Source organism: Gluconobacter cerinus (assembly GCF_025961355.1).
GTDB lineage: Bacteria > Pseudomonadota > Alphaproteobacteria > Acetobacterales > Acetobacteraceae > Gluconobacter > Gluconobacter cerinus.
Map to the genome: position 1 here is coordinate 1,219,064 of NZ_JAOQNM010000001.1, position 24,515 is coordinate 1,243,578.

Consider the following 24,515-nt stretch of genomic DNA (forward strand, 5'->3'; position numbering starts at 1 on the left):
TGATCGAAAGTTCTCTGGCATTACGACCTCTATCCACCCTATGGGGGTCTGATATCTTTTATTCCGGATATGTTTGTTTTCCGAATATGACCCTACCCTTATGCTGGAGAACAGTGTGCCTTCGACGGAACCGACCGTGACCCGCCCTCTTCGCCGCAGTTTTGTCAAAGGCCTGCTCGGGTCCACATCCTTCTGGATGGTTGGGGGCCATGCCCACTGGGCTGAAGCCCTGGCTGAAGAATCCAAACAGCCATACCACCCTTCCTTCTTCACACCTGACGAGTACCGCCTTCTGGAATCCGCTACGGAACGGCTTTTTCCACAGGATCAACATGGACCAGGTGCGCGCGCCTTGGGTGTTGCAGAGTTCATAGATCGTCAGATGGAAACGCCTTATGCGCAGGGAGACAATTGGTACATGTCAGCCCCTTTCGTACAGGGCCCGGCTAATCTCGGTTATCAGCTGCCGTTTGTGCCGCGCGATTTGTATCGCAAAGGCCTTCAGGGACTGGACGCCTATACTCGCCAGCAACATGGAAAATCCTTCCCGGATCTTCCTGTGGCAGAGCAGGACGCAATTCTGACGGCACTGGAGGGCGGCTCTGTCTCGTTGGGAGATATTCCTGGCCGGGTTTTCTTCGAGCAACTCCGAACCAATACCCTTGAGGGTGTATTTTCTGATCCTCTTTATGGGGGCAACAGAGGGCTGGGCGGGTGGCTGATGCTGGGCTTCCCGGGTGCTCGGGCAGATTTCATGGATTGGGTCAATCAGGACGGCGCAGCCTATCCGTTTGGTCCGGTTTCCATCTCAGGTGAAACGGCCTGAGGGGCTTAAATCATGACAAAAAAACACGTAGATGCCATCGTGGTCGGAGCTGGCTGGGCTGGTGCGATCATGGCGAAAGAACTGACAGAGGCCGGACTGTCGGTCATCATGCTGGAACGCGGCTCCGAGCGTACGACGCCCGTAGAAGGCGCTTACCCGGAGTCTATTGATGAACTGCGGGGGGCAATTCGCAAACGCCTCTTCCAGAATCTTTCCCAGACGACAGTCACGGTCCGCAATACCATTGATCAAACTGCCCTGCCCTATCGTCAGTTAGCAGCATTCCTGCCAGGCGAAGGCGTTGGGGGGGCGGGACTACACTGGTCAGGCGTCCATTTTCGCGCTTCGCCAGAAGATCTCAGGCTTCGTAGTTCAGTAGTAGAACGTTACGGCGAGAAGTTCATTCCTGAGGACATGAACCTTCAGGATTACGGCGTGACCTACGCGGAGCTGGAACCTTTTTTCGACAAGGCCGAAAAGGTTTTTGGGACATCTGGCGAAGCCTATCGGGTCAACAGCAAAATTGTCGGAAACGGTAATATCTTTGATGGAGACCGGTCGGATAATTTTCCGCTCCCGGCCATGAAAGACACCTTCACAGCCTCTACCTTTCGGGATGCGGCATCCCAGGTAGGCTATCATCCCTATTCCCTGCCCGCAGCCAATGCATCCCGCCAGTATACGAACCCGTATGGCTGCCAGATGGGGCCCTGCAATTTTTGCGGGTATTGTAGCGGATATGACTGCTACCTCTACTCAAAAGCGTCTCCGAACGTGAATGTTCTGCCTGCTCTCCGGCAGGACCCTCGTTTCACTCTTATTTCCGATGCGCACGTTCTTCGTGTCGACTTGGACAGCACCAAGAGCAAGGCAACCGGTGTCACGTATCTGGAGACCAAAACGCAGAAAGAAGTTTCCCTCTCAGCTGATCTCGTCATTCTGAGTGCGTTTCAGTTTCATAACGTCCATCTGATGCTCCTCTCGGGCATCGGAAAGCCGTATGATCCTGTTCAGAACACAGGCACAGTTGGGCGGAACTTCGTTTACCAGACCATTACGTCATCGCGCATCTGGCTTCCACCGTCCAAATATACCAACCAGTTCATTGGTGCAGGCGGCGTTGGTGTCGCATTTGATGACTTCAACAGCATGAATTTTGATCATGGCCCGCTTGGCTTCATCGGGGGGTCTCCGGTGTGGGTCAATCAAGCCGGAACGAAACCCATTGCCGCCGCCATCGGGACAGGCGGCGGGGGCACACCACGATGGGGCTCAGCGTATAAAGGCGCTCTCATCGACAGTTATAAGCACTCTATCGGGGTGGATGCACATGGCAGCAACATGGCCTACCGGGATGTTTATCTAGACCTGGACCCGACATGGAAAGACGTTTACGGCCTGCCATTGCTTCGCATGACCTTCACGTGGAAAGATAACGATATCCGCATGAACCAGTACGTTGTCAGCAAGATCGAACCGCTGGCAAAAGCCATGGGCGCCACGAAGACCAATCTTGTTCATCTCAACGCTGGCCAACCCTTTGACACGCGCCACTATCAGACCACTCATCTTGGCGGCGGCGCAGTTATGGGGACAGATTCCCAGACAAGCGCGCTCAACCGCTATCTTCAAAGCTGGGATGTTTCGAACGTGTTTGTGATCGGCTCCAATGCTTTTCCGCAAGGGATGGGATATAACCCCACAGGCACAGTCGCGGCCCTGGCATATTGGGCGGCCTACCACATCCGTACAACCTATCTGAAATCTCCTGGTCCATTGGTGAAGGCATGAAATTTTTTCCTTTTCTGGCCTTCACCAGCAGCGTCCTGTTCTTCAGTTACGATGCCTCAGCCAATGATGAAAAATCTGCCCTGATCGAAGAAGGCCGCTATCTTGCCGCCGCTTCTGATTGCGCAGCCTGCCATTCAATTCATGGGAAACCGGAATATTCTGGAGGAGTATCGTTTTCTCTTCCGATCGGTACAGTTCATTCCACGAACATTACCCCCGATATGGAGCATGGGATCGGAAAATATTCAGAGGCCGAGTTTGGGAAAGCCCTGCGAGAAGGCATCCGCCGAGATGGCGCAACGCTTTATCCCGCAATGCCCTATCCATCCTATGCTCGCCTGACAGATCATGACGTTCACGCGCTTTACACTTATTTCCACGACGGTGTTGAGGCATCATCCCTCACAACACCGGAAAATGGTATTCGCTGGCCACTTTCCATGCGTTGGCCGCTGACATTCTGGCGCTGGATGTTCTCCCCTGCTCCAGTCAAGGCTCAAGCCAAGACGCTTCAGACATTTACAGATCCACAGATAGCCCGCGGAGCTTATCTGGTGGAAGGTCCAGCACATTGTGGGGCCTGCCACTCACCACGTGGCCTTGCAATGCAGGAAAAAGCTCTTACAGCGGCCGATAGCGAGACCTTTCTATCAGGTGGAGTAGCTGTCGATGGATGGGTCCCAACCTCGCTTCGTCAGGAAAACCGAACTGGCTTAGGTCGATGGAGCGAAGAGGACATCGTCGCGTTTCTTAAAACCGGACGAAACATGCAGGCAGAAAGTTTTGGTGCCATGACGTCTGCCATTGTTCATGGCACGCAGCATCTTTCTGCCGCAGATCTTCTTGCGATGGCCAAATATCTGCGCACTCTCCAGCCTTACGACAAAACGCAGAAAAACTGGGTCTATGACCCGGCATCCACCAATACTCTGCGTAGAGCAGACGTTTCCGCGCGAGGTGCCAAAGTCTATATCGATAATTGTGCAGCCTGCCACAGAACAGACGGCAAGGGATATCCTGCCGTCTTTCCGCCGCTTGCGGGTAACCCTGTTGTCATGGGAGAAAATCCGGCGTCACTCGTTCACATCATTCAGAGTGGGGCAACATTACCCAAGACCGAGACAGCCCCTTCTGCCTTTACGATGCCGGATTTCATGCATCGCCTCAGCGATCAGCAGATCGCAGATGTCACAACGTTTATCCGTCATGCATGGGGAAACAACGCACCTGCTGTCAGCCGAGAGAACGTTGTAAATCTGAAAAAAGACATGCCGCCGCGCAATATGGTGGACGGCGAAATTTCATTGAACTGAGTCTACGTAACGAGGGGAACACCCAGTTGAGGCCCCCTCGCCTGCCCTACGGCAGAAAACGGTACATAACACACCCGGAATAACCAGCGCCGCCCGGCGAGTGCGTCCCATCTGCAGGTGTAGAATAAGAGCCCCCGCCGCCGGCACCAAAATGGGTGCCATTGCGCCCTCCTTCGTTTCCGCACCGGCCGCCGCCGCCCCATGGGCCGCTACCGCCGTAACCTGCAAAGGTACTGGAATTCGTTTGGCCATCTCCTCCCGAAGTCCCAGTCTGATTCCAGACGGTGCCGCCTGACGCTACGCCACCTTCACCACCTGCAGAGCCCATGGCGCTATAAAAATAGCCACCCTGCCCTCCACCAGCCTGTAGCAATGTTTGCCCATTGTAACTGACAAGGGAGGTGCCACCCGTCTGCTCCGATCCGCCACCTGCGCCGACTGTCACATTCAGTGCGCTACCAGTTGCGAGGCTGACGTCATAAATCCCTGAAGCATCTCCCCCACTGCCGCCGCCGCCGCCTGAAAATGATCCGTTCAGTGTCATGGAATTAGACGATGCGCCGCCGCCGCCGCCGCCCACAACACGTAATTCCACACGGGACGCCCAAACTGGAATGGAAACTGATGCATTGGCTGTGACAAGCTGTAGAGGCTGCATAGCGGCACGCAGCAAAGTCTGCGTTGCCAATTCAGGAATTGTTGGCCAAAAAACCTTCCCTGCCTGCGGCTGTACGCCAGCAAGAGACGTGGCTCCCTGAGGCACATTCAAAGTATATAGCCCAACAATTGCGCCACCGGGCGGCACAGCTGGTGTATCTGTCGAAACAACAAAAGAAAGACCTGCCTGTCTCCGCGTTGGCAAGGCATTTCCGTCGTTATTCATGCCCGCCTGCGTCTGGGAGGGGTTTGAGGCATTGAAAAACGGGAGGACAGTCTGATCGACATCCTGTTCGGTACAAAGAGCGAAAACCGTATATGTCGCGCCAGTTCCTGGAACAGAAACCGTTACATCCTCATCACTTGAATACTGGCAAGTTGTAGGGGTTGCATCCGCTCCATATCCCCCGCCGGCGCCCCCCAGAAATGCAGCATCCATAGTCCCAGATGCTGTGATGGACCCTGCCCCGATTGTAACAGACAGACCGGAGGGAGAAGGCGTACAAATCAGACCCGAAGCAGCTGTCACATCCCGGCCATAAAGCATATCAGACAGATGACCGAGCGCCGCCTTGCCATATCGCCCTATTCGCAGCAGATCCGTATCCATTGGAATTGATCCTGCGTATACAATTGCCCGATCCATTATTTGCTCACCTTGACCCAGCCGGTTATGCCGCTGGCTGCCGTTTTTTCAATTGTTTGGTAAATTACGTGGACATCAGCTGCGTGCCCCAGCGCTGTCTCCACGAAGAACTGACCACCGTGCCGGCTGCCGTATCGCAACCCTGCGCTCCCATACCCATAACCTCCTCCACCGGCAGGAGCGGCGAGTGACGCCAATGCATGGCAATCCGCTGCATTCAGAGGTTCGAGAATAGTGGGGGCGACACCTGTGATTGACAGCAGCGCGTTGAAAACAGATTCACGCGTATTCTTTTGCGCCACCAGAGAGGACACGATACGGGTGCGATAGTCCCTGTCCAGCTCCGAAGTGCGACGCGTCAAACCAGCCGGTCCAAAATAATCAGCCGCCAGCATATCCAGAAATGGGCCACTCATCGTTATGAGGCGTGTCTGCTGCTGACATTCATCAAGTAATGTCCATATTCCAGCCAGAACGGCTGAAAATCCCCTCAGAACCGCGACAAGAACTGGTGCAGTTTCCTCCTCCAGATCCTGAGGCGCTGCTGGGAACCAGCCGACAGGCAGAAGGCTTCTCAACCTCGACGCAAAATCATCGACTGATCCGGGAACCACCCCCGTATCTAAAAGAATTTTCCCATCAGTCGCCTGAAGGACCACTTTCTGACGGTCGTACAATCTGGCCATGCTTCAACCTCCAGCCTGCTCTGGAGTCATCAGCGGGATACGATAATCCGTTCCATTAACGCTGATATGCAAAAAGCCTCCCCCCACTGTGGCGGGAAGTGTGCCTGCCGCATTCGTTACCGGGGAAGAGATTTGCAACTGCCCTCCCTCTTCCGGAAACAAACCAAGGTTTGACGATCCGTTTTCGCCACTTTGCACATACAGACCAGCCGCCTGAGTGCCTGCCCCAGGTTGGACCTGCAAAGTGTTGTTAGGTGCCACAGCACTTGCGACTGAAAAGAGTGTCTGTCCTTCAATATTGCTGAACAGAATTCCATTATCGATAAAATCCTGTCGTACGCCCTTCGAACGCTCTGTCACGGTAGAGCGGACAAATGCTCCAACATTACCGCCCGCGACCCCACTAACAACTTCCGGCGTATGCCACTCCAGAGCATGATTACGCGCAAGAGACAGGGCAGAGGCATATCCATTATCTGTCCCGTTTGTGCCGCTTAAAGCCGTCGCGCCGAAAACAATACCGACCTGCCAGGCGTCAGGGTTTGAAACAAAAACGACCCCCGCAGCAGCATCGGAAGTACCCGAGGTCTGACCACCACCCGCACCGAGCTGAATGCCATAAACACCACCGCCAACATTGGGGGCATAAGGCGTAGACTGACCAATCGCCAAGCCACCAAAATTGACCGCTTCAAGTTCCATGACGAAAGTCGGTTGATAATTTACACCAGCAAGACGCCACGCTTCTCCATAATAAGCGTAGGCTGTCGTGGTCGTAGGTGCAGAAGTGTCATCAGCGACACCCCATGACGCAATGCCGATCGTACTTGGCTGAAACCCTAAAATATCTGGTGCCGTTTTTGCATCAGATGTCCGGGACGCTGCCACAAAAGCACTATTTCCAAACTGTGCTACCGAAGCGCATTGCGCGTCCTGCAATGCCCAGGGCCCAATCGAGGTGGCTCCCATTGTCTGGGATAGCCACTCGTTTTTAGACGCTGCATCCCGATCGCTCAGTCCTGGATTAGCCGCAGCATCCCCGATCAGAACACGATCAGCGAAACGACTGATCTTTGCTCCTTTATCCTGATAGAATGCCCCACTCGGCTTGGAAACTGCTGGAGTACCTGCAATCTGGGAAGCCGTTGCAGTAACAGTTTGATGGCCGCTGGAATCTGCCAGCACCAGAACTTCATCGCCCGTCAACGTGTCAAGCCGCGGGTATGTATTGAAAACAGGCATAGCCTTCCTTCTGCCCCGATACAGTTAGCAGGGGGCCTGTTTGGTCAGTTCTGAAGAACGTTGATCTGAATTATGCCGACTGTGAGTGCCTGCTCGCCATTCGCAGCAATATCGGCTTGCCCACCATTCAGGCGGACATCCAGAACGGAGGTAACCGTCACGCCGGCCCCCACATACGCTAGATATGATAGGCGGCTATAGGCATAACCTGCACCAACCACTGCCCCTGCAATGTCCAAGCTAAGGGCATTCTCAATCGCTGTTGCAGCCTGCTGAACCACAACCGACATTGGCACGACGACTGTCATGGACACATTAACCGCGAGCGTCTGGGGAGACCTGACGGCAAAGCCGACTCCCAAGGCCCGAACAGCGTCAACAGCCTCATAAACCTGTGTCAGCAGCGCATCCGATGGCGAGCCACTTCCGTCATTCACGACGACCGTAAAATACCCGGTCTGTGCAGTTCCATCAGCAGCAACACCATCTCGAAGCGAACTCGATAATCCTGTCTGAACACCCGCAACAGCATTCCCAACGGCTGCTCTGCACCCAGATGCTTTTGCAGCAAGCCACAGAGGAAAACGCGCACGCAGCTGCGCATCCGTCTCTTGGTCGGCACCGTTAAGAAAAGCCGCTGGATTTGTAACAGTGTCAATGCCGGAAATAGCTGTGCCCATCAGACAGAGCGCACCAACAGGTACGTTACCATTTGATCCCGCAACCTGACATTGAACTGGAACCGATATGCTCTGCATGTCCGTCTGCCGAACATACCCGCCTGCAACGTCGGACCAGACAGGCAGATTGCTATCTTTGATCACTGCGAATGATAGGCCAGAAACAGTGCGGACAATGGCTCCTGGCACAATCACTGCCGATTGCTGGGCTGGCGAAAATGACATCATCGTCACCATCCCGGTCGATGCCGTTCCTGGTAAACGCATCATCCCGAAATCTTCGACAAAACTGTCGCAATCCTCAGCAGAGGATGTTGCCAGACGTGTGCGGAGCAAGGTTTGTAAAACAAGATATTGCAGCCATAATCCTATGCCACCGACACCTTCCATCAGTGCCCGCACGGGCGATCCAACAGAGCCATCCAAAAGCTGCGCACAGGAAGACTGCGCCGTCGCCACGGCGGTGGAAACCGTCGTAGCAAACGAGCGAAGAGAAAGAGACATTACGTCCTCCGGAAGCGCAGAACATAGCTCTGCGCTTCTTGTTTAGGCGGAAAAATCCACTGTTTGCTGCTGCCCCGTGTCAGCATCGACATAGGAGATATGGCAAAGGCAAAGCCCGTTATCGGCAGCACTCACAGTCACATCAACAGAATGACCGGAATCAACTCCAGGGTCCTTGAGAACCTGCACCCGAATAGCAGCTTGCATGACGGCCGGAACAACGACTTCCCCAACCATGCTTTGCAGACCCACCCCGTATTCCGGCTGCCAGATGTAATCACCAGGATTGGTTAACAAGCGCCTTAAAAGCCTCTGGCGTGTTTCGTCAGCCTCGGAAATAACCTGTAAGCCACCGTTCTCCAGCAGCAGATCACCGCCACACAAATGACTGATGGAACTCATCCAACAGGTCCCCCTGTCGTCTGGCTACCCATCAGATGTACGTGCTGCGTCAACGAGTGCTGATCTGTTTGAATATCGCCACCAGAAACCTTCAGACCATTTGCAGAAAACGCAGCCGTTACGTCGCCTATCGTCAGTGAAATACCACTCTCTGCAATATGTAAGCGCGCATTGCCTGCCCCCAGGATAACCCCGTCAGAGCCAATCTGACACCAACCAGCCTGAGGATTTACATCACCAACCTTGCCGTTTTTTTCTGTCGGGGGTGCACCGCATCCTGCCCTGATCAGCATGGTCCCTGGCTGAATAGCCTGCCCATCAGAGGGAGAGACGGGCGCAGTCACAACCGTGTCAAAAACAGCCCCGATAGCAATCAGATGCTCACCATCCCCTTCAAGGGGTAACAAGGCAACGTGGGTCCCTGGTTCAGATGGACAAGAAACACGCAGATTTCCGGCCTGTACGCCCCCCACATCAGGTATCCAACCGGTTTCCACATTGTCAGGCTGGATACGAACCTTGATGGCATGGTTCGAAGGATCAACTGCGGACACAATTCCAAGGACCGCGTGCGCGCTTCGGTTCGCAAGGGCGGCAGCTAGCATTCGCGTATCACTCATACCCCGCTTCTCCGGCTACGCAAAACCACATGCTGAATAAATCCATCATTCACAGAAAATCGGGAAACAACCTGATCCACACCCAGCGTCTGCTCCGTTGTCCCCAGTGAAATCTTTATAAATTGCCGCGGACGCAGCCTTATAATACCAGGCATTGAAATACGGACTGACATTGCATGTGCAGAAATACGCTCATACTTACCACGAGCCAGCCGACGCAGATCTTCCAAACGACGGCCCGGCACACGAAAGCTGTGGAGTACAGTCACACCTGATGGTGCATCCTGGAAAAATGTTTTGCCATCATAATAAATATGCGTACTGCTTCTCTGTCGAGAATCCCAAGATGCCATATGCACCACAATACCCCTGAGCAATTGAAGATCTCGAGAAACATCTGTCTCGAATACGGCATTTCGAACATCAATAATTTCAGCGGTGTCCTCATTTACGTAAGACGGCTGACAGACAAGCGTTTTCCCATCCGCATAAAGATCACATAACGCATCCCTCGCAACGGCAAAGGCCAGATCTGCCGCCGTCTGAAAGCGATGCTGCGACAGAAGGGCACCCCTCTTATGCTCTACTTGCCAAAACTGACCCATCATATGGTCAGAGCCATCGTCAGGAAGAGAAATCCGGGTCTCAAGTGTAGCGCTTCTGGCAATATCCTGCAGCAGATCAGATCCCGTATGGTTAAGCCAGGAATCCTGCACGCGCAGGTCTATAAGTGCCGCGAGAGCGTCCCGACACTCCATTTCGACAAGAGAATGCTCGTCAACATTCCGTACATGATCTGCACGCCCTTGAAATAGAACGGTCCATCCTGAAGAAATTTTATTGTCCCTGATTTCAACAGAAATCCACGGGCTTGAAGGTATATCTTGTTCAAACCAGAACGGTGCCTCTCTAACCCTCTGCCTCTTTATTGCGAACGTCAAAACTGCCGTATCGCAAGACTCATATCTATTAGAATCCAGTTCGAAACTTTTAAGCGCAAGATCTGGATTTTCTATTCCATCCCATAAAATTCGAACTTCGATCTGGCGTGTGGTCATCCTCCCTCCTCATTGGGAAGCCCTGATGAGAGCGTAAGGTCTTTCATCGGAATTTTCAGAGGTTGGACTGTTTCAACTTTGCTTAAATCTGGATCTGATAGCCCATTGGTCTGAGCAATTCTCCACCACTGGCAAGCATCTCCCAGTTCACGCGCCGCAACATGAAACAGCGAAATATCAGCTGCCGTTACAACAATATTTTTCATAATTCCTCACGCGTGCACTACTGGCAATTGCCCGGAAGCACCTTGAGAACCACTGACATACGCCAGAGAATGATTAACCAGACCGCCAGTATCTGATGCTGCACTAAGCAAACCGGCACTCCCGGCAACTGCGGCCAGAGACGATGTATCCGCAATCGCGACACTTTCCAGATTGCTTCCTGTGCTCTCCATGATGGACATCAACCCACTCCCCGCGGTCGTAAGCTGATGGGATATCGCTGCCATACCGGACGGAGTAGCCGCAAGATTAGAACCACTCTGGCTCAAGGTATTTGCCATACCCAGAGCATCAACAACCTTGGCCGCAGTTCCCCCCGCCCCTACTAAAGTGGCCAATGGCATAAGCTGGCCTACGATGGAATTAACTTGCCCAGTGCCTGTAAAAACGCCTTCCGAAATACGCGCTACCATATCTGAAACAGTCTTGAGCCCACTCTCAGTATCATTTCCTAGAATGCCTGTGAGTGAACTTTGGTTTGTCCCAAAATCAGTGGCTTCCGCTGGCCGTTCCAACGTCAGTTCATAGGAGCAGACAGCCCCCTTCGCTTCATATGAATAAACAAAGCGAGCAATCCAAACATCACTTGCCATACCTGCCGCAGAAAAAGCGACAGGCTGGCCCGAAATCCGCATCCGCTCCACGGCTTGCGCTCGGACCTGTGCGTTCGGCCCTAAAAAACGCCCTCGCAATTCCAGTCGGCCAGGGTCGTTTCCAAGCGTATCAACAACACGCTCGCCTCCGGGAAGCTTATGCACGACCATCATTTGATGGCCACCAACCTCAAGTCGGTCAGGAACTTCAATACCGCTCAGTACAAGTGAGCCAAGGGTAACCGGCGCGGACGTCCCTAAACGACCGATGGAACCGATCACGTTTTCAATGGCAGAGAGCGTTACACTCATTGCGGCTCTCCTCTGATCTCATCCAATTCCAATGCTACAACCTGGATATTGGGGAAATTGAATTTCATCGACGCCTCCCGTTGCACGTCGCGCAGCAAGACGGCTCATTTTTCCAAAATCGCTGATGTCTTTGCGCTGCTCTTCACCCAAAGGGGGCATTCCTGATCGGGAGGAGTGAAATGTGTGGGGTAAGGTATTTTCTTCAAATTCAGGCTGCCGTATCCGCCCCAATTTTCCCAACGATATTGGAAGGAACTGTGATGAAATTGCTGAACAACCTTCCAGGTCTCGCACACCAGATTTTAGAACAGGGACAGACCGGGTATTGATTGCTGACTTCCAAATATCAGGGCGAGAACCCGCTAAATCTGGCGTATTACGGGAAAAAACATGAGGTGCCACGCGGCAGTGCTGCCTCGGGCTTCTTGCAGAAAAAAAATTCTTCGCCGGTGAGGCTGCGCTTAATCTTCCCGGCTTGATAAAAAAATTTTCCGTACCGCTCAACTGCATATCATCGCGAATTTTTTGCGATACAGCGTGGCCAGACTTCTCCAATTTAGCCTGCACAATATGCACGAGACTTTCTTGCTTAGGCCCCATTTTAAAAATGCTGCTTTTATTTCTTACAAGCTTTGGAGCATTTTCTAATGTGCCTTCGACATATGTCTCTGGGCCACTTTTCGAGAAGGAAAAGCTCCCGGCTGACGTCACGCGAGGTATTAAAGAAGCCATCGATAATTTCGGGAAATCCAAATTTCCTCTCTCGCGGCTCTTAACAAAACTCACTGTGGGAATGACAGCCGTCCTTCCCTCTAGCAAAGATCGTCGCAACACATTCCGGGAAAACAACATTCCTGACGAAAGAACGCCTTTCCACAATTTATCCGTATGCATGCCTATTCTCGGTACTGTCTTTGGTCCCAGTCAAAGACATGACCTGCACGCTCTGCCGTCACAACACACGCAGCCATCCGCCTTGCGCGAGACCACGACTTCAACAAATTCCATGGCACCCCATGATCCAGAAGGTAAAGCATCTCCTGAAACGCAGAGTGCCTACTCAGTTTTTTGCTGTAGCGACCACCATCTCTTCATCAGTATCCTGATGAAAACATGGATAAAGCACTGCAATTCCACCTTTACCGATACGGCGCGCCAGATCACGAATTTCTTCTTTCGTACCCGGCATCTGCACTGGAACACCGTCGATAGCCGTAACTGAACAGATCATTTCCGCATAGCCCAACCATGCAGCAGCCGAAGCACCAGTCACAGCAGAGCCTGCCGCCTCAATCAGATCCAGCATATCCGCAGGATCGATCTCTTTCAGAGAAAGACATCGTCCATCAGCAAGACGAACTTCTTTCGGAAGCATACTCATGAAATCTTTGCCCTCGTTGATGCAAAGAACTGCACCGTTTGATGAACCATCTGATCCGACTGCCAGGCATCATTTTTCAACTTGATGGACACGTTCGTGTACTCCCACGTACTTGTCGTGCCATCAGGCTCTGTCACATACTGGTAAATTGTACCGCTCCCAACCGTTCCAGCATTCCAGTAAGCAGCTTCAATAGCAGCAACCAGATTGTCCAGTGCCGCACTCGCACGTGCGATCTGAAACGAACCACGCCAGCCATTCGGGACATTGAACTCGACTGGCATGCCATTAAGCGGACTTGCTCGCAGAGCATGCGTCTCCTGTGATGCCCCGAAAGACGTGACATCACGCAAATCAACCCGCTGGCCGTTCCAGAGAACTGTAATCCGGCAGTCGCGACCAATACTATAAGGATTTGCCATGCTCAGACGCTCCCGCCCGCAGTCGTCACCGTCACGGAGGTGCCGCCCTGCAAATTCACCACAAATTTTTCATTGATGCCCTGGTACCGCACAGCCACGTCAGCCTGCACATATCCCAACGCAGTCCGCGACTGGGGATTATTCGAACTATCGCAAACAACACGGTAAGGCAGTTCAGAATTCTGAACACCCAAAATACCTTGAGACAACAAGGACGACAGGAAACCCAGCAAGGTCGAGCGAATATCGGAAAAGAGCGTGTCATTCACGACCTGCCCAACATACGCTCCCATGCCACCAGCAAGGGATGACGCAATATAATTGGTCAGACGGGTGTAATTATCTCCATTTACCGTCGCTTTACTTGACGTATTGTGCCCACACCGTACTGCCCAGTAAGTCCCGCCCGGCGCCGGATTGCAGATAACATCGATCCCAGCCGTAAACAGTGTAGACAGTTCGGCCGTGGAATAGGTTGCGCTGCTTCCCCCTAACCCCGCCTTTTGGCTACCAACAATACCGGAAAGTGCTTTGTTCAGGCTCGACTGTTCAGGTGAAAGTGCAGAAAGAATGCCTGCAGCAAATGCCTGAGGGCTAACAAGCATCATGCCATTAACGTCATCGTTCCACCAGATCCAGTCACCGAACATCAACTTTACAGCTGAAGAATCCAGACCACTGGCGGCTTTGACGGACACTGCATTACTTACACTGTCATATGCGGGGCTTGCCGCCACCATATAGACCCCTTCACCGAGGCCAAATGCCGCCTGCAACGAATAGGACGCGCTATCTGTCATGCCATGAAGGGTGGCAACGGCACATCCCTGCCCCCTAAGAGCATACATACCCGTCCGAATGATATCGTCTTTTCCTAGAAAAGCCGACGTATCAGGCGCCCCACCATCTAGTCCTCCAGACAGCGTCACGCTTCCGGGAACAGGATCAGGAACTGCATCCGGCAAATGGATCGTTACCAGAGCTGACAAATCCTGCGCGACAGCGGCTTCCAGAATGTTCCATGTCGCACCTGAATAAGATGCTGCTCCAAGAACCGGATGCGAAACTGCCAGCCCATAACCCGCCCCCGTTGCGGTCAGTGTCACAACGATAGAATTACCAGCAGCGCCGGTATGAACAGCACTGAGTGTAACGCCTCCCAAAGAGGCCGTTGCGTTTGCATCCGTTCCATCTGTTACACGCACGACAACGAACGATGACGCCCCTTGCAGAGCCGCAATATTTACAGCCAGCCCAGCATCCGTCGTTTTGTTCTGTTTACTCCCAAACGCAGAGAGATAATCACTCATGCCACCCACTGGCACCGGAAGCCCTACCGGGCCCCATCCTGCCGTTCCAACGATACCCAGCTTCGATGAAGAGGCACCCGTTAGTCCCAGCGGCTGTGGCTGCGCAATCTGTACATAAAGGTTAGGAACCGTAAGCGCAGTCGTATTCAGCGTACCCGCCTGATAAACCAGAGACATCCGCCGATATTTCCTCCAAGAAATACAATATATTGTTCCGATAATCGAACAATTAATTTTTCTTTATTATATTGACTCTATTTTTTAATGGCTTTGACAGACGACAGTCCCAAACTGATTGACCATCATTCCCGGATATGAATTCTGAGCTGCCTGAGAAGTTTGTGCCGCCTGCATTGCCTCAAGAGCATGCAGAACCACACTATTATCAAAAGCAGGCTCGATTGCGCCGAAACTGCTAACTTGATCACCAGCAGAAACAGTCCCGGCCCCAAACATCATGTCAGACGACCACTGAACCTGAAGGGTGTCAAAAACCAGCTCGTACAAATAATCCCGTCGATACAATGCCTGATTTTGCATCGTATCGATGTCCTCAACACTCACGAACCTAAGCTGTGCCTGCCGCCCATCCAACGTGGAAATCCAGCTCTTCTCAGCCAGTTCCGTATCCAAAAACTGTCCAAGCGTATCCCGAACACCAGAATCAGCCGTCCAGAGCGAAACCCTATACCGCTGATTCTGTCGGCGGTTCACCCTTACGGACTGGCCATAACCAACAACGTTTCCGGCTAAGTTATAACCCGGAACCTGAACAGAATTTCCGTCTGCAAGACCTTTTGGGAGTTGCCCGGCCAAAGCCAAAGCCACAGTTTCAGGCGTGTCCTGCTCAGTCACGGCATAGGCGGCAGAAATCTGAGTTTTCCCCGCCTTGTACCAAACACCAACAACACCTGAAGGCACCCCCTCAGAAGGAAAAGCAACGCAAACAGCTTGCGCACTTTGCTTCACCGTTACCGTGGGCAGAACACGCGCCTGAACCTGCCAAGGGCGCCCCAAAGGCTCTGGCACAACAATCCCTTTCTGAGGTGCCAGTGTGACCGTCAGGAAATCCGTATTATTCCGAATATTTTGAGCTGCAAATATATCACTCGGCAAAAGCCACCCGCGACGAACGATCGTCTGCCGCCCCGTTACAGACGGCTTTTCGAGCCCGTCTGGATATAAAATTCCCGCACACACATAAGCCAGAGCCAATCCGACCTGAGAAGCATCCGCCATTTTTCTCTCCTCAGACCTGTTGCAGAGACATGGTGCAACGCAAACCCCAGTCCGACATCTCGGCAGCGTTAATCGTGTACGTCGTATCCAAATCCGTCGTGACCGTCATATAGGGTTGCAACACAATGCCCGGCAGCCGCGGTAAATACATGACGAACTGCCCGGGCTTGGCTGACCCTGGAATACCACTCCCAGATCCCTCTCCTTTAGACCGCAAAACAATCGCAGCAGGACATTCCTCAACGATGTTCCCTTGCGTCCCAGAAACGCCACTGACCTCCACAGTCCGATTACATGCCACACACAGCGGAGGTCGAAGGTCATCCACGGCCGCAACAAAAAACGTATTTCCCCCGCAAGTCAGAATATCTCCGACCACAGTATCTTCACGGCAATCCGTAAGCACATATTCCATAACCCCACCCCAATTGGGGGATCGGAAGAATGTAAAGTCAGCACTCGAATCAAAAGCGAGCATCGGATGTGCATAAATATTTTGCATGGGAGACAACGGATTATCCGGCCGGTATTGCTCTCCGGAGTGACCTAAAATCCCTGCCGCTTTTGCATACCCTCGACAAAGTCTGGACGCGATCTGTTCCGCCCGCATCATGCCCCCTTCAGATGATGACCAATCGGCCATCCTGCAATTCTAAACCGCCTGTCACCCCAAGAAACGCGCATAAACGCCGACGCCATAACGTCAGAAGCATCACGCGATCACGCACTTCATGACCGTTGTGATACCAACTCGCAGCCTGTGCCGTGTCCAGATTTTCAGACGCCCCCAAAAGAGCCGTTTCCAACGGGTAAAGCTGTGAAAGGTACAAGCGTACCTGCTGCAGCTCGGCGCCAGACAAGCTGCTAATTCGCCATTCCAACGCTCCCTCAACCTGAAAGAAGCGCCAGGATTCCTGCCCTTTCTCCCGCGATCCAATTGCCGGATACCCGCAGAATCGCCGAACATCGACCTTTTCCCCGTCCGTCAATGGGCCCGAGGAAAGGCTTGCAGTCCCAGACATATAATCCTCCTCCACCAGAAGAACCCCCATGGAATCATGGGGGTTCGAAATCAGCTTAGAAGGTCATGCCAAGTGCATCCGTGCCCAGGCTCTCAATGACAACGCCACGCTTGAGATAGCTGTTCGTCGCCGTGGGAATAACGTTTGTATCTGCCGTCACATCCGTCGGTAGCGCGAAACCCCCAATCCAGTACCAGGACTGAGCGATAATCTGACGCAGTCGATCCAGTGGCTCACGCGTCACCATTGCAACCCCATCCACCATCTCAATCAGTGCGCGATCAGCGTCTGGGATGTCCGAATGGCCAGTCAGCGCACAGTCACCCTCGATCAGAGCCCCCTGGCCCAACAGCAGAGCACGATGAATAGGACCAGCACCAAGAGAAAGCTGCTGAGGGGCCTCTGTCGTCGGAATAAACCGAACACCCAGCAGCTCAATCACTTGTCCGGAACGATACTCTTCCGAACCATATGCTCCCCGATAAAGATGCTTGAAGTCATCGTCACGGAACAGCGATAGAAGCTGAATATCATCCAGATAACAATGATATGCCCCATTGATCATAGGAACGTTGTTACGGCGAAGCGTCGCAACACCAGCCAGAACCTGCTGGATACCCAGCGTATCCGCGAGACCGCTTGCACTCGCCGTCTGTAGAGCTGCCGTCGTCAGACGGCCATTCGGACGGATCACCTTCGGTGCCGTTGCTGCCACCACCGGCTGCCCAACGGCACCATCCGCAACAGACACGCTGGCGGAGAATGTCATCTGCCCGGAGATTCCGCCCGGCGCCGTAGAAACATTGGTCGCGTCAGCTACCACGCGCACAAGCGTGTACACATCCGAACCAACAGTCACAGTCATGCCATTGCTGGATCCAATCAGCGTAACCTGACCATTAACAATGACGGACTGAAATCCCCGAATGTCATCGACCTGAATGGTGTCGCCTTCAGCATCAAGCGCAACACTAACGCGCGTATTGCCACCCAGATAACCACCTACTCCATTCTGAGCTCCACCAAACAGCGTATTGCGTGCAAGCCGGTCCAGAGACTGCATGGCCTGCACACCATTCGTGTTGGCATTTGCAAGAAACTGCGATGCAATCCCGACACCACTCGTCACCATATTCAGATCAATCGTGTCGCCATACTGATTGATCGAAAGAGTGTATTGCTCAACAGACCAGCCAGCAGGGCTCATTCCATTATCGAAGTTGGTATTGCCCGTTGGATTCAGCGGTGTCGTAACAGGAGCCTTCAGACTCTTACGCGTCTTTGTAAGAGTTTCACCAATAGCGTTAGGGAAAATCTCGCGGTCAGCAACCTGTCGAAACCCCAGTCGAGATTTGAGGCCGTTTTCAAACTCCCGCGCCAGAAAACCCTGCTGAATAGCGGCCTGAAGCTGAACTGGAAAATTTTCGATGCTCATGAATGTCATTCCGTAAATATTTATGAAAAATTCCGGCACATTTGGCCGGGCAAATATTTAATTCACTGTCGCGCTATCAGGCCCGAGCCAGAAACTGCCACTTGCGCGCTTCGTAATCAGCTTCAGTAGCTGCGCGCGCATCAAAAGGTTCAATGCCGCCAGGCTTCGGTGCCGGGTACCCAACTGTTGTGCCACTCGAATATCCGGGACGCACAATTTCTCCGAACAGATATGCACGCTCCTGCCGCGCCTGTTCTAAAGCCTCAATCACTCCCACAACCGCGCCATCCTCAGTGCGGGTAACACCGCCCATATCAATCAGACGAACAACATCTTCAGGATTATACGCGCCCAAACGAACAGCCTCTGACCGCAGAGCCGCAACCATAATTTCACGGTCACTTTCCTGCTTCACACGAGACACAATTTCCTCATGCGATCGCTGCAGATCTTCCTGCCGGGCAACAGCATCCGCCATTTCCCGACGAACGGATTTGACCTCATCCTGCGCTTGAGCAAGCGCCTGACGCAGAGCCTCCACACCCTCAATAGTTTCTTCAGACACGGATATTTTCCCTCCGTTCAACGTCACGCCTCATCCGGCGCAACCCACTGTTCAAGCACACGCCATTCTGCCCCGGGGTCAGAATTTCCAGATGCCGTCGCATACATTCTGACTGCCGTCTCTCGGCTTAGAATCCCGTTGGAAACAGCAGTCACCAGCCCCTGCGACAGAGACAGAAGCTCCGGATCCGTTGCTGGGAACCAGGCGGGCCACCTCAATGCCATGCGACAATAAGGGAGGTCTTTCACCAAAGCCCCACCCAACCGCAGACCGTTTTCCAGCACACAGGAAAAACGGCAGGCCATTCGGTAAACAGCCAAAAGCCCATTCTCGCCATAAGAATGCCGCAGCCGATCCACCAGCCAGATCAGAGGCTGACACATCATTTCCATGGCTTTGCCAGACTGCACGCCTGAAATCCGATCACCATGCGCCCGGTTGCCGTGCAGTTGCTCCAAGGCAATTTGCCGCAGTTCCCGATAGTGCTCGAGCACTGCCCCTGCGGCATTGCCGTTAATTTCCAGAAGCTTGGCATCCCCTTCAGGAGGCAACGTCAGAGCCGACGACGCTCCGCCTTGATGAGCCACACCATCCGAAAAACCTCCAGTTTTCAAAACCAGCGTCGGATCAGAGCCATATTTCAGACCTCGCCCAGCCTGAGACAGAAGGTAGTCCGCCTCAATGACCGTATCGATCGCCCGTTCAAAAGTGCATTCCCCTTCCGGGTCACGCCCATGTACACCACCCAGATTGCGGATCCAGATAATCGGTACAAAACCCAGCCCATGGCGTACGGACCGGCTTTCATCCCGAACCCCACCGTCCATCCCGACGAGCCAGGGTACGGAAACTGCGCAATCCATTGGTGTCCAAATCCGTTGCCACCAGAATTGCGCACCCAATAGATCTTCACCAATTGGATAACCCTGCGCAGCAAGATCCCGGCCTCGAACAAGAAACCGCTCCTCAACACGCAAAAGCTCGCCACTGGCATCATCCCAGACCGGCGTCAGATAAGCCGTATCGAGAACCGAAAGCTTCGGCACGCCGGCCGACACCTCAAAAAGAACCACCACAGAACCAATGGAACCACACGTTGCGGCCTCCATCATCAGTGATGCTAAACGCGTCTGTGCGGCGAAAACACTCATGGCTTCCGCAACCCGCACATTATCCGTAATCAAACTGGGCCAGTGCGTATCGCCAAAAAGTAACGAGACGGATTCATCGACAACCGTTCGGCATAAATTACTCCGGACAGATGGTCGTCTATTCGAAAGCGGAATGTATTCCCCCGCCCCTGATCGTTCCAGCGAGAACGGATGAGGCAAGGCATCATATTGCGTACCGTCCAGAACGCGCTTTAACGCCAGCAGGCGTGCTGTGCGCGCAGACGCACCCGCCGGCACGGCATACCGCCGTTGCAGGGACAACCAGTCCATGAATTCTCCAATGCTAAAGCCCGCCTGCAGCCCAGAAGCCGGTCAGCGCGCCAACGAAAATGCTGACGGGCTCCAGCCCGCCATACTGCTGCTGCCAGACAGCATCAGTTCACTCAGTCCCCAGACCATCGCGTCCGCCCGATCCGGAGACCGGGGCCCTCGATATCCACTGACTGAAAAATGACAGAGCTGATCCTCAAGCGCTTCAAAGCGCCCGTGATGAACCACCTTGCCAATCTCATAGAGCGCCGCCACAGGCTCTGCCCGCGCAGCCTTGCCTCTCGCTGCTGTGACCAGCCGAACCGGCGCAGTCGCTCGCACACTCCGAATGGTATTCTCTACCAGAGCACCACCGAAGTTTCGTTCGGCAACAATCCGCTCCGCCCGCCAGTCATCCAGAGCATGCAATGCCCGTGCAGCCCATCCTGCCGGACTGTCTCTGGCAGAAAGATCTTCCAGAACATGTCCGACACCATCAGCATCCACGCCGCAGACAACAATTCCGATTTCATCCGATCGATAATCTTCCGGACCAGATGCGCCCGAAGGATCAACTGACACCAGAATACGCCTCATGCGTGAAGCAATATCCATCCGCGTCTGAGCCGCAACAGCAGCTTCGCGTCTGAACGATTCAATCCGCCAGAGCGCCCCTTCAACAGCAACCTGGTATTCTCCATGAAGAAACCGTCGCCGCTCCCGTTCCGGCAACGCTTCCAGCGCTGCAAGATAATCCTCTCCCAGATTATCCCTGTTAGAATGGGGATTAAGAATCATCGTGCCATATAAAGAACGATCCGAAATGGGTTGCCCTGATTTCGGCTCTATTCCCAACTCGAAAAGCGCATACAGCCAATGACCAACACTCGGCGGATTGGCATCAATATATTCACGGTTCACCAAGTCACATTTCTGCGCCAGGCGCGTCAGCAACATATTCCGCGCGCCATAACTGATCTGGCTTGCCTCATTCAGATAAACTGTCGCAAATTCAAGGCCCAGAATTTTCTCGGTACGCTGCTCATCATCCAAACCGCCGAACAGAATGGTAGACCCATTGGAGAACGTCACGACACAGTCCTGCCGATCCAGCTTCCACCGAACCCGTGGGAAACAGAACTGCATGACCTTCGGGAACGTATCCCGCAAAACAGACGCCTTAAGAGCCGTTAATCTGTGACGAAAAATACCATGACGACTGTCTGGAACCTTCAACGCTCGAATAACAACGGCTCGGATCAACACAAACGTTTTGCCTGAGCGTGACCCACCCCGTAGTAAAATATGACGGGCAGGCCCTCCCAGCAAACGAACAGCCTCGCTTTGTGCATCATTCAGTCTAAAGGGCGCTGTCGTCATGGCTGATACAGATGGAAATGGAGCCAGTCTGGTCCTCGGTATGTCCGGTTTTAAAGCGAGAGGGTCGATGTGCCTTTAAAAGAAAGGCCATCAGACCATCACTATATTTTTTCCTGACGAGCGGGCTTCCCGTCTCGGGGTTGCAAATAATTTTTCCACCATAGGTAATTGGCTCGTCATATCCTTCGACAGCGCGACGCCGGGCTTCAGCTTCCAGGGCGTCTGCCGCTTCCTCCAAAGCATCATCCCAAAGAAATGCGAAGTGAGGGTCCGTCTCTTTCCAATGATACAGCGTGCTTCTCTGAACATCTGCAAAACGGCCAGCTGCAGAGATATTTCCATTGGCAGCAAGATGCTTCAGAAACTGTTCCTTGCGCTGGCGAGATCGCCCATGGCGTATCCGTTGCTTCTCACTCTGTGTCTCGCTCATTTGTCCATTCCCTTCCCGACTCTGAGCGTCAATCAATCTGAAGCTCTGCTTCACGTCGGCTTTTCATTGACCATCCATCAAGCCAAGCCTCATGTTTTTGCCCGGCATGTATGGGCTTTTTCCTTGGAAAATGTGTTCTGGGAACTTCCTGTAATCGTAATCGCTGCTCCCGCTGCGCCATAACTTCCAAACGGCTTCTGGTCGCCTCGCTCACGCATCCAAGGGCCTTTAACGAAAAAGTTTTTCGCCGACAGGGAATAGCTCGACAACGCACATCAAGCCGCGTGAGCCCTGCGTCCACCAATTCATGCCATTCAAGAGAACAATCTGCCCGATGAAGCGCTTCCTCAGCATTCACCAAAGGGCACGCGACGACATCTAAACCATCCCCAAGAATAACAACCATAACTTGGTGACCGGAAAGGACAACTGATCCGGAAGAAATGTGAAATCGTTCCAACACTAGAAACTCTTCCAAATAAAAAAGGCCAAACTCAAAATTGAGCTGGCCTTTTGAAATAAGATATCTTCTATGTACTTTTCTTATGCAATAATCGCGTTCGAAATTCAATACTTTTCTGATAGATTTAAATTTTATTCTTCATATTTTCGTACGCATACGAAAGTTGCTCAAGAAGCAACGCACATTGTGCCGAAATTTTCATACGCGCCCGTCCTTCAGAAAGGCCGGGATAAAGATGACGTGCCATCGCAGAAAAAGACATTTCTCGTGCCAGCATCATTTCAAGACGCACGTGCCCACACAATCCCAACCTCTCACGAATTTCCGAAATCCGAACCGAGCACTTGCCACGCCCAATCATCCACGTGTGCACATCGCCCTTTTCACGAAAACGGCCATCTGACGGTTTTTCTTCCACAATACCAATCGTTGCAAAGAGATACTCCCGGTACCACCGATCTGCAGCAGAAACCTCGTCGTCCCCAATGTCGTCCGCCTCATACATCGACTGCACTGTGTTAACGACACGATGCACCCCATTTCGCTCCACGATTTCATGATGCTGAAAGCGTTCTGGAGTGGGCTTCATATGGCGGGCAATGGTCACCGAAGGGATTTCCCGAATTAACGTTTGCATCAGTGGATACTTTCCCAAATCGCAGAAGCCCCCATCGGAGCTAAAACAGGAAACTGCGGAACCCGATCAGCGCCCCACAAAGCGTTCCAGCTCACAGGATGCCCTGGCGGCAGAGCCTCAGCGCTCTCACGATCCACGACCAGTCTTTTCGGAGTGCCGCCCGATACCTTTGCAATCTTTTTAGCCTTGCGCATCGAACGATTACGCGCCTCTTTATGGAGAGGCTTCCAACTGTCAGCCGCCAACATGGCTGCAATGGCGCTGGCAGATACCCGACGAGGAGTCTGGCTTTCACTCATCTGCCTCATTCTAACTTCCTTCATGCTGCAAATTTGATTTTTGGCAAAATGCCATAGGCAATAAGAAAAAAAACTTCTTCTGGATTTGGCATAAAGCCATTGCTAAAAAGGCCACATGGCCAAACACAAGCGCTCGGACTCCCTGACTATCCTCCAGCGAGCTATCGGAACACGTATCGCCTGGGCCAGGGAACTCGTTATTCCCAACCAGAGCGAATGTGCCAGACTCCTGGGAGTAGATGCCTCCACCCTCAACAAGATTGAGCGTGGCGATCGCGCGCCCAGCGTCTTCCTCATCGCCGCTCTCTCGAACCGCCTCCGCGTCTCGACAGATTTTCTTCTGAAAGGCGTCCTGAACGGTCGTACCGACGAAGAACTGGCCCTGCGGCTGGCTGCCCTGCACCCAGAGTTGGTGCTCCAGCGGCAAGACATGGCTCCCGACAGGGACAAAAGCACGACTTCTGACATACCTGATCAGCCCACGAGACCAGACGAGGATCTGCACTGATAGTGTCTTCGCTGACTTCAATGCGCATTCGAACGCTCCCCCATTCGTCGTAGTGCAGCAAACCTGCCTCGGCGATGGAATGAACAAATCAGAAACGTTTCCAGCTATCAGCGAAACACAACGCATCAACCGGCCCCCTTCCTTCCTCAGCAGCCATCCCCACGACAACCACCGATTAACGATAAATTAATGGCAATATGCCACTAGGTCAAGAAGCAAATATGGCTCATTGCCATTGCGAAGCTTGCGTGTACTCTCCGGTTGGGAAACGTGGCCCCTAACCACCCCCCCCCTCACAGCACTCTGACATGATGAAAACTGTTGGTTTCCGTAACTTGCATCACATTGCGGAACCGATTTTTTTTTAACTCACTTCTGTACCAAAAATTAGATTGCAACAAAGTGTTGCCAACCTTTGGTGCCTTCCGTGAATCCGAGAAGCAGACAT

28 protein-coding genes are annotated in these 24,515 nt (G+C 53.0%); 4 read left to right on the top strand and 24 right to left on the bottom strand.

The genetic code is table 11. The features are described 5' to 3' along the window. The first annotated feature begins 100 nt into the window (after positions 1-100). From M2305_RS05555 to M2305_RS05565, 3 genes are read left to right on the top strand one after another with little or no spacing between them, the layout of a single operon-like run. On the top strand, positions 101-826 hold the full coding sequence (locus tag M2305_RS05555) for a gluconate 2-dehydrogenase subunit 3 family protein (RefSeq protein WP_080951425.1): 726 nt from the start codon (positions 101-103) through the stop codon (positions 824-826). A gap of 12 nt (positions 827-838) precedes the next feature. Then, a complete protein-coding gene (locus M2305_RS05560; RefSeq protein WP_264648799.1) occupies positions 839-2,617 on the top strand; it encodes a GMC family oxidoreductase in 1,779 nt (592 codons plus the stop codon). Then, positions 2,614-3,930, top strand: a complete 1,317-nt coding sequence (locus M2305_RS05565) for a cytochrome c (RefSeq protein WP_264648800.1) — start codon at positions 2,614-2,616, stop codon at positions 3,928-3,930. Before M2305_RS05560 ends, M2305_RS05565 begins: the two co-directional genes overlap by 4 nt. A 46-nt stretch (positions 3,931-3,976) precedes the next feature. On the opposite strand, the gene M2305_RS05570 is transcribed toward M2305_RS05565, so the two are convergent. From M2305_RS05570 to M2305_RS05685, 24 genes are all read right to left on the bottom strand, one after another. After that, on the bottom strand, positions 3,977-5,197 hold the full coding sequence (locus M2305_RS05570) for a glycine-rich domain-containing protein (protein WP_249203006.1): 1,221 nt from the start codon (positions 5,195-5,197) through the stop codon (positions 3,977-3,979). Positions 5,198-5,232: 35 nt separating this feature from the next. Then, positions 5,233-5,919, bottom strand: coding sequence for a hypothetical protein (locus tag M2305_RS05575; protein ID WP_264648801.1), 687 nt, complete (start codon positions 5,917-5,919; stop codon positions 5,233-5,235). Between the two features lie 3 nt (positions 5,920-5,922). Further along, a complete protein-coding gene (locus M2305_RS05580) occupies positions 5,923-7,161 on the bottom strand; it encodes a hypothetical protein (protein WP_264648802.1) in 1,239 nt (412 codons plus the stop codon). A 44-nt stretch (positions 7,162-7,205) separates the two neighbouring features. Continuing rightward, a complete protein-coding gene (locus M2305_RS05585) occupies positions 7,206-8,345 on the bottom strand; it encodes a baseplate J/gp47 family protein (protein ID WP_264648803.1) in 1,140 nt (379 codons plus the stop codon). Between the two features lie 42 nt (positions 8,346-8,387). Next, positions 8,388-8,747: a phage tail protein gene (locus tag M2305_RS05590; RefSeq protein ID WP_264648804.1), complete on the bottom strand. Its 360-nt coding sequence runs from the start codon at positions 8,745-8,747 to the stop codon at positions 8,388-8,390. After that, complete coding sequence (locus M2305_RS05595) at positions 8,744-9,367, bottom strand: baseplate assembly protein (protein WP_264648805.1); 624 nt, start codon at positions 9,365-9,367, stop codon at positions 8,744-8,746. The genes M2305_RS05590 and M2305_RS05595 overlap by 4 nt, the downstream gene beginning before the upstream one ends. Then, entirely contained in the window at positions 9,364-10,425 is a 1,062-nt protein-coding gene (locus tag M2305_RS05600; RefSeq protein ID WP_264648806.1) for a hypothetical protein, read from the bottom strand. Before M2305_RS05600 ends, M2305_RS05595 begins: the two co-directional genes overlap by 4 nt. Further along, positions 10,422-10,631 carry a hypothetical protein gene (locus M2305_RS05605; protein WP_064274264.1) on the bottom strand — a complete coding sequence of 70 codons (210 nt, stop codon included), beginning with the start codon at positions 10,629-10,631 and terminating at the stop codon, positions 10,422-10,424. The genes M2305_RS05600 and M2305_RS05605 overlap by 4 nt, the downstream gene beginning before the upstream one ends. A 6-nt stretch (positions 10,632-10,637) precedes the next feature. Further along, entirely contained in the window at positions 10,638-11,555 is a 918-nt protein-coding gene (locus tag M2305_RS05610; RefSeq protein WP_264648807.1) for a hypothetical protein, read from the bottom strand. Between the two features lie 18 nt (positions 11,556-11,573). Then, entirely contained in the window at positions 11,574-12,449 is an 876-nt protein-coding gene (locus M2305_RS05615; RefSeq protein WP_264648808.1) for a hypothetical protein, read from the bottom strand. Positions 12,450-12,615: 166 nt separating this feature from the next. Further along, positions 12,616-12,936: a hypothetical protein gene (locus M2305_RS05620; protein ID WP_099213336.1), complete on the bottom strand. Its 321-nt coding sequence runs from the start codon at positions 12,934-12,936 to the stop codon at positions 12,616-12,618. After that, positions 12,933-13,358, bottom strand: a complete 426-nt coding sequence (locus M2305_RS05625; protein WP_046900291.1) for a hypothetical protein — start codon at positions 13,356-13,358, stop codon at positions 12,933-12,935. Before M2305_RS05625 ends, M2305_RS05620 begins: the two co-directional genes overlap by 4 nt. Positions 13,359-13,360: 2 nt before the next feature. Continuing rightward, a complete protein-coding gene (locus M2305_RS05630; protein WP_264648809.1) occupies positions 13,361-14,845 on the bottom strand; it encodes a phage tail protein in 1,485 nt (494 codons plus the stop codon). A gap of 84 nt (positions 14,846-14,929) precedes the next feature. Next, positions 14,930-15,907 carry a hypothetical protein gene (locus M2305_RS05635; RefSeq protein ID WP_264648810.1) on the bottom strand — a complete coding sequence of 326 codons (978 nt, stop codon included), beginning with the start codon at positions 15,905-15,907 and terminating at the stop codon, positions 14,930-14,932. 10 nt (positions 15,908-15,917) lie between these two features. Then, positions 15,918-16,322, bottom strand: a complete 405-nt coding sequence (locus tag M2305_RS05640) for a hypothetical protein (RefSeq protein ID WP_264648811.1) — start codon at positions 16,320-16,322, stop codon at positions 15,918-15,920. A gap of 205 nt (positions 16,323-16,527) precedes the next feature. Beyond that, entirely contained in the window at positions 16,528-16,929 is a 402-nt protein-coding gene (locus M2305_RS05645; RefSeq protein ID WP_264648812.1) for a hypothetical protein, read from the bottom strand. A gap of 55 nt (positions 16,930-16,984) precedes the next feature. After that, on the bottom strand, positions 16,985-18,364 hold the full coding sequence (locus M2305_RS05650; RefSeq protein ID WP_264648813.1) for a DUF4043 domain-containing protein: 1,380 nt from the start codon (positions 18,362-18,364) through the stop codon (positions 16,985-16,987). 76 nt (positions 18,365-18,440) lie between these two features. Next, positions 18,441-18,929, bottom strand: a complete 489-nt coding sequence (locus M2305_RS05655; protein ID WP_233125942.1) for a phage scaffolding protein — start codon at positions 18,927-18,929, stop codon at positions 18,441-18,443. A gap of 23 nt (positions 18,930-18,952) precedes the next feature. Then, complete coding sequence (locus tag M2305_RS05660; protein ID WP_264648814.1) at positions 18,953-20,371, bottom strand: phage portal protein; 1,419 nt, start codon at positions 20,369-20,371, stop codon at positions 18,953-18,955. Positions 20,372-20,413: 42 nt separating this feature from the next. Continuing rightward, the gene (locus M2305_RS05665; protein WP_264648815.1) at positions 20,414-21,730 is read right to left on the bottom strand and encodes a phage terminase large subunit; all 1,317 of its coding nucleotides are present in this window, start codon (positions 21,728-21,730) and stop codon (positions 20,414-20,416) included. After that, positions 21,711-22,160, bottom strand: a complete 450-nt coding sequence (locus tag M2305_RS05670) for a hypothetical protein (RefSeq protein ID WP_211499125.1) — start codon at positions 22,158-22,160, stop codon at positions 21,711-21,713. The genes M2305_RS05665 and M2305_RS05670 overlap by 20 nt, the downstream gene beginning before the upstream one ends. 28 nt (positions 22,161-22,188) lie before the next feature. Next, positions 22,189-22,731 carry a hypothetical protein gene (locus M2305_RS05675; RefSeq protein ID WP_264648816.1) on the bottom strand — a complete coding sequence of 181 codons (543 nt, stop codon included), beginning with the start codon at positions 22,729-22,731 and terminating at the stop codon, positions 22,189-22,191. 16 nt (positions 22,732-22,747) lie between these two features. Continuing rightward, positions 22,748-23,260 (bottom strand): hypothetical protein, encoded by a 513-nt coding sequence (locus M2305_RS05680; RefSeq protein WP_264648817.1) that lies wholly within the window; start codon positions 23,258-23,260, stop codon positions 22,748-22,750. Next, a complete protein-coding gene (locus M2305_RS05685) occupies positions 23,260-23,568 on the bottom strand; it encodes a hypothetical protein (protein WP_064274272.1) in 309 nt (102 codons plus the stop codon). The genes M2305_RS05680 and M2305_RS05685 overlap by 1 nt, the downstream gene beginning before the upstream one ends. Before the next feature lie 106 nt (positions 23,569-23,674). Here M2305_RS05685 and M2305_RS05690 point away from each other — a divergent pair, with 106 nt between their 5' ends. Continuing rightward, complete coding sequence (locus M2305_RS05690) at positions 23,675-24,067, top strand: helix-turn-helix domain-containing protein (RefSeq protein ID WP_046900300.1); 393 nt, start codon at positions 23,675-23,677, stop codon at positions 24,065-24,067. Positions 24,068-24,515 lie beyond the last annotated feature (448 nt).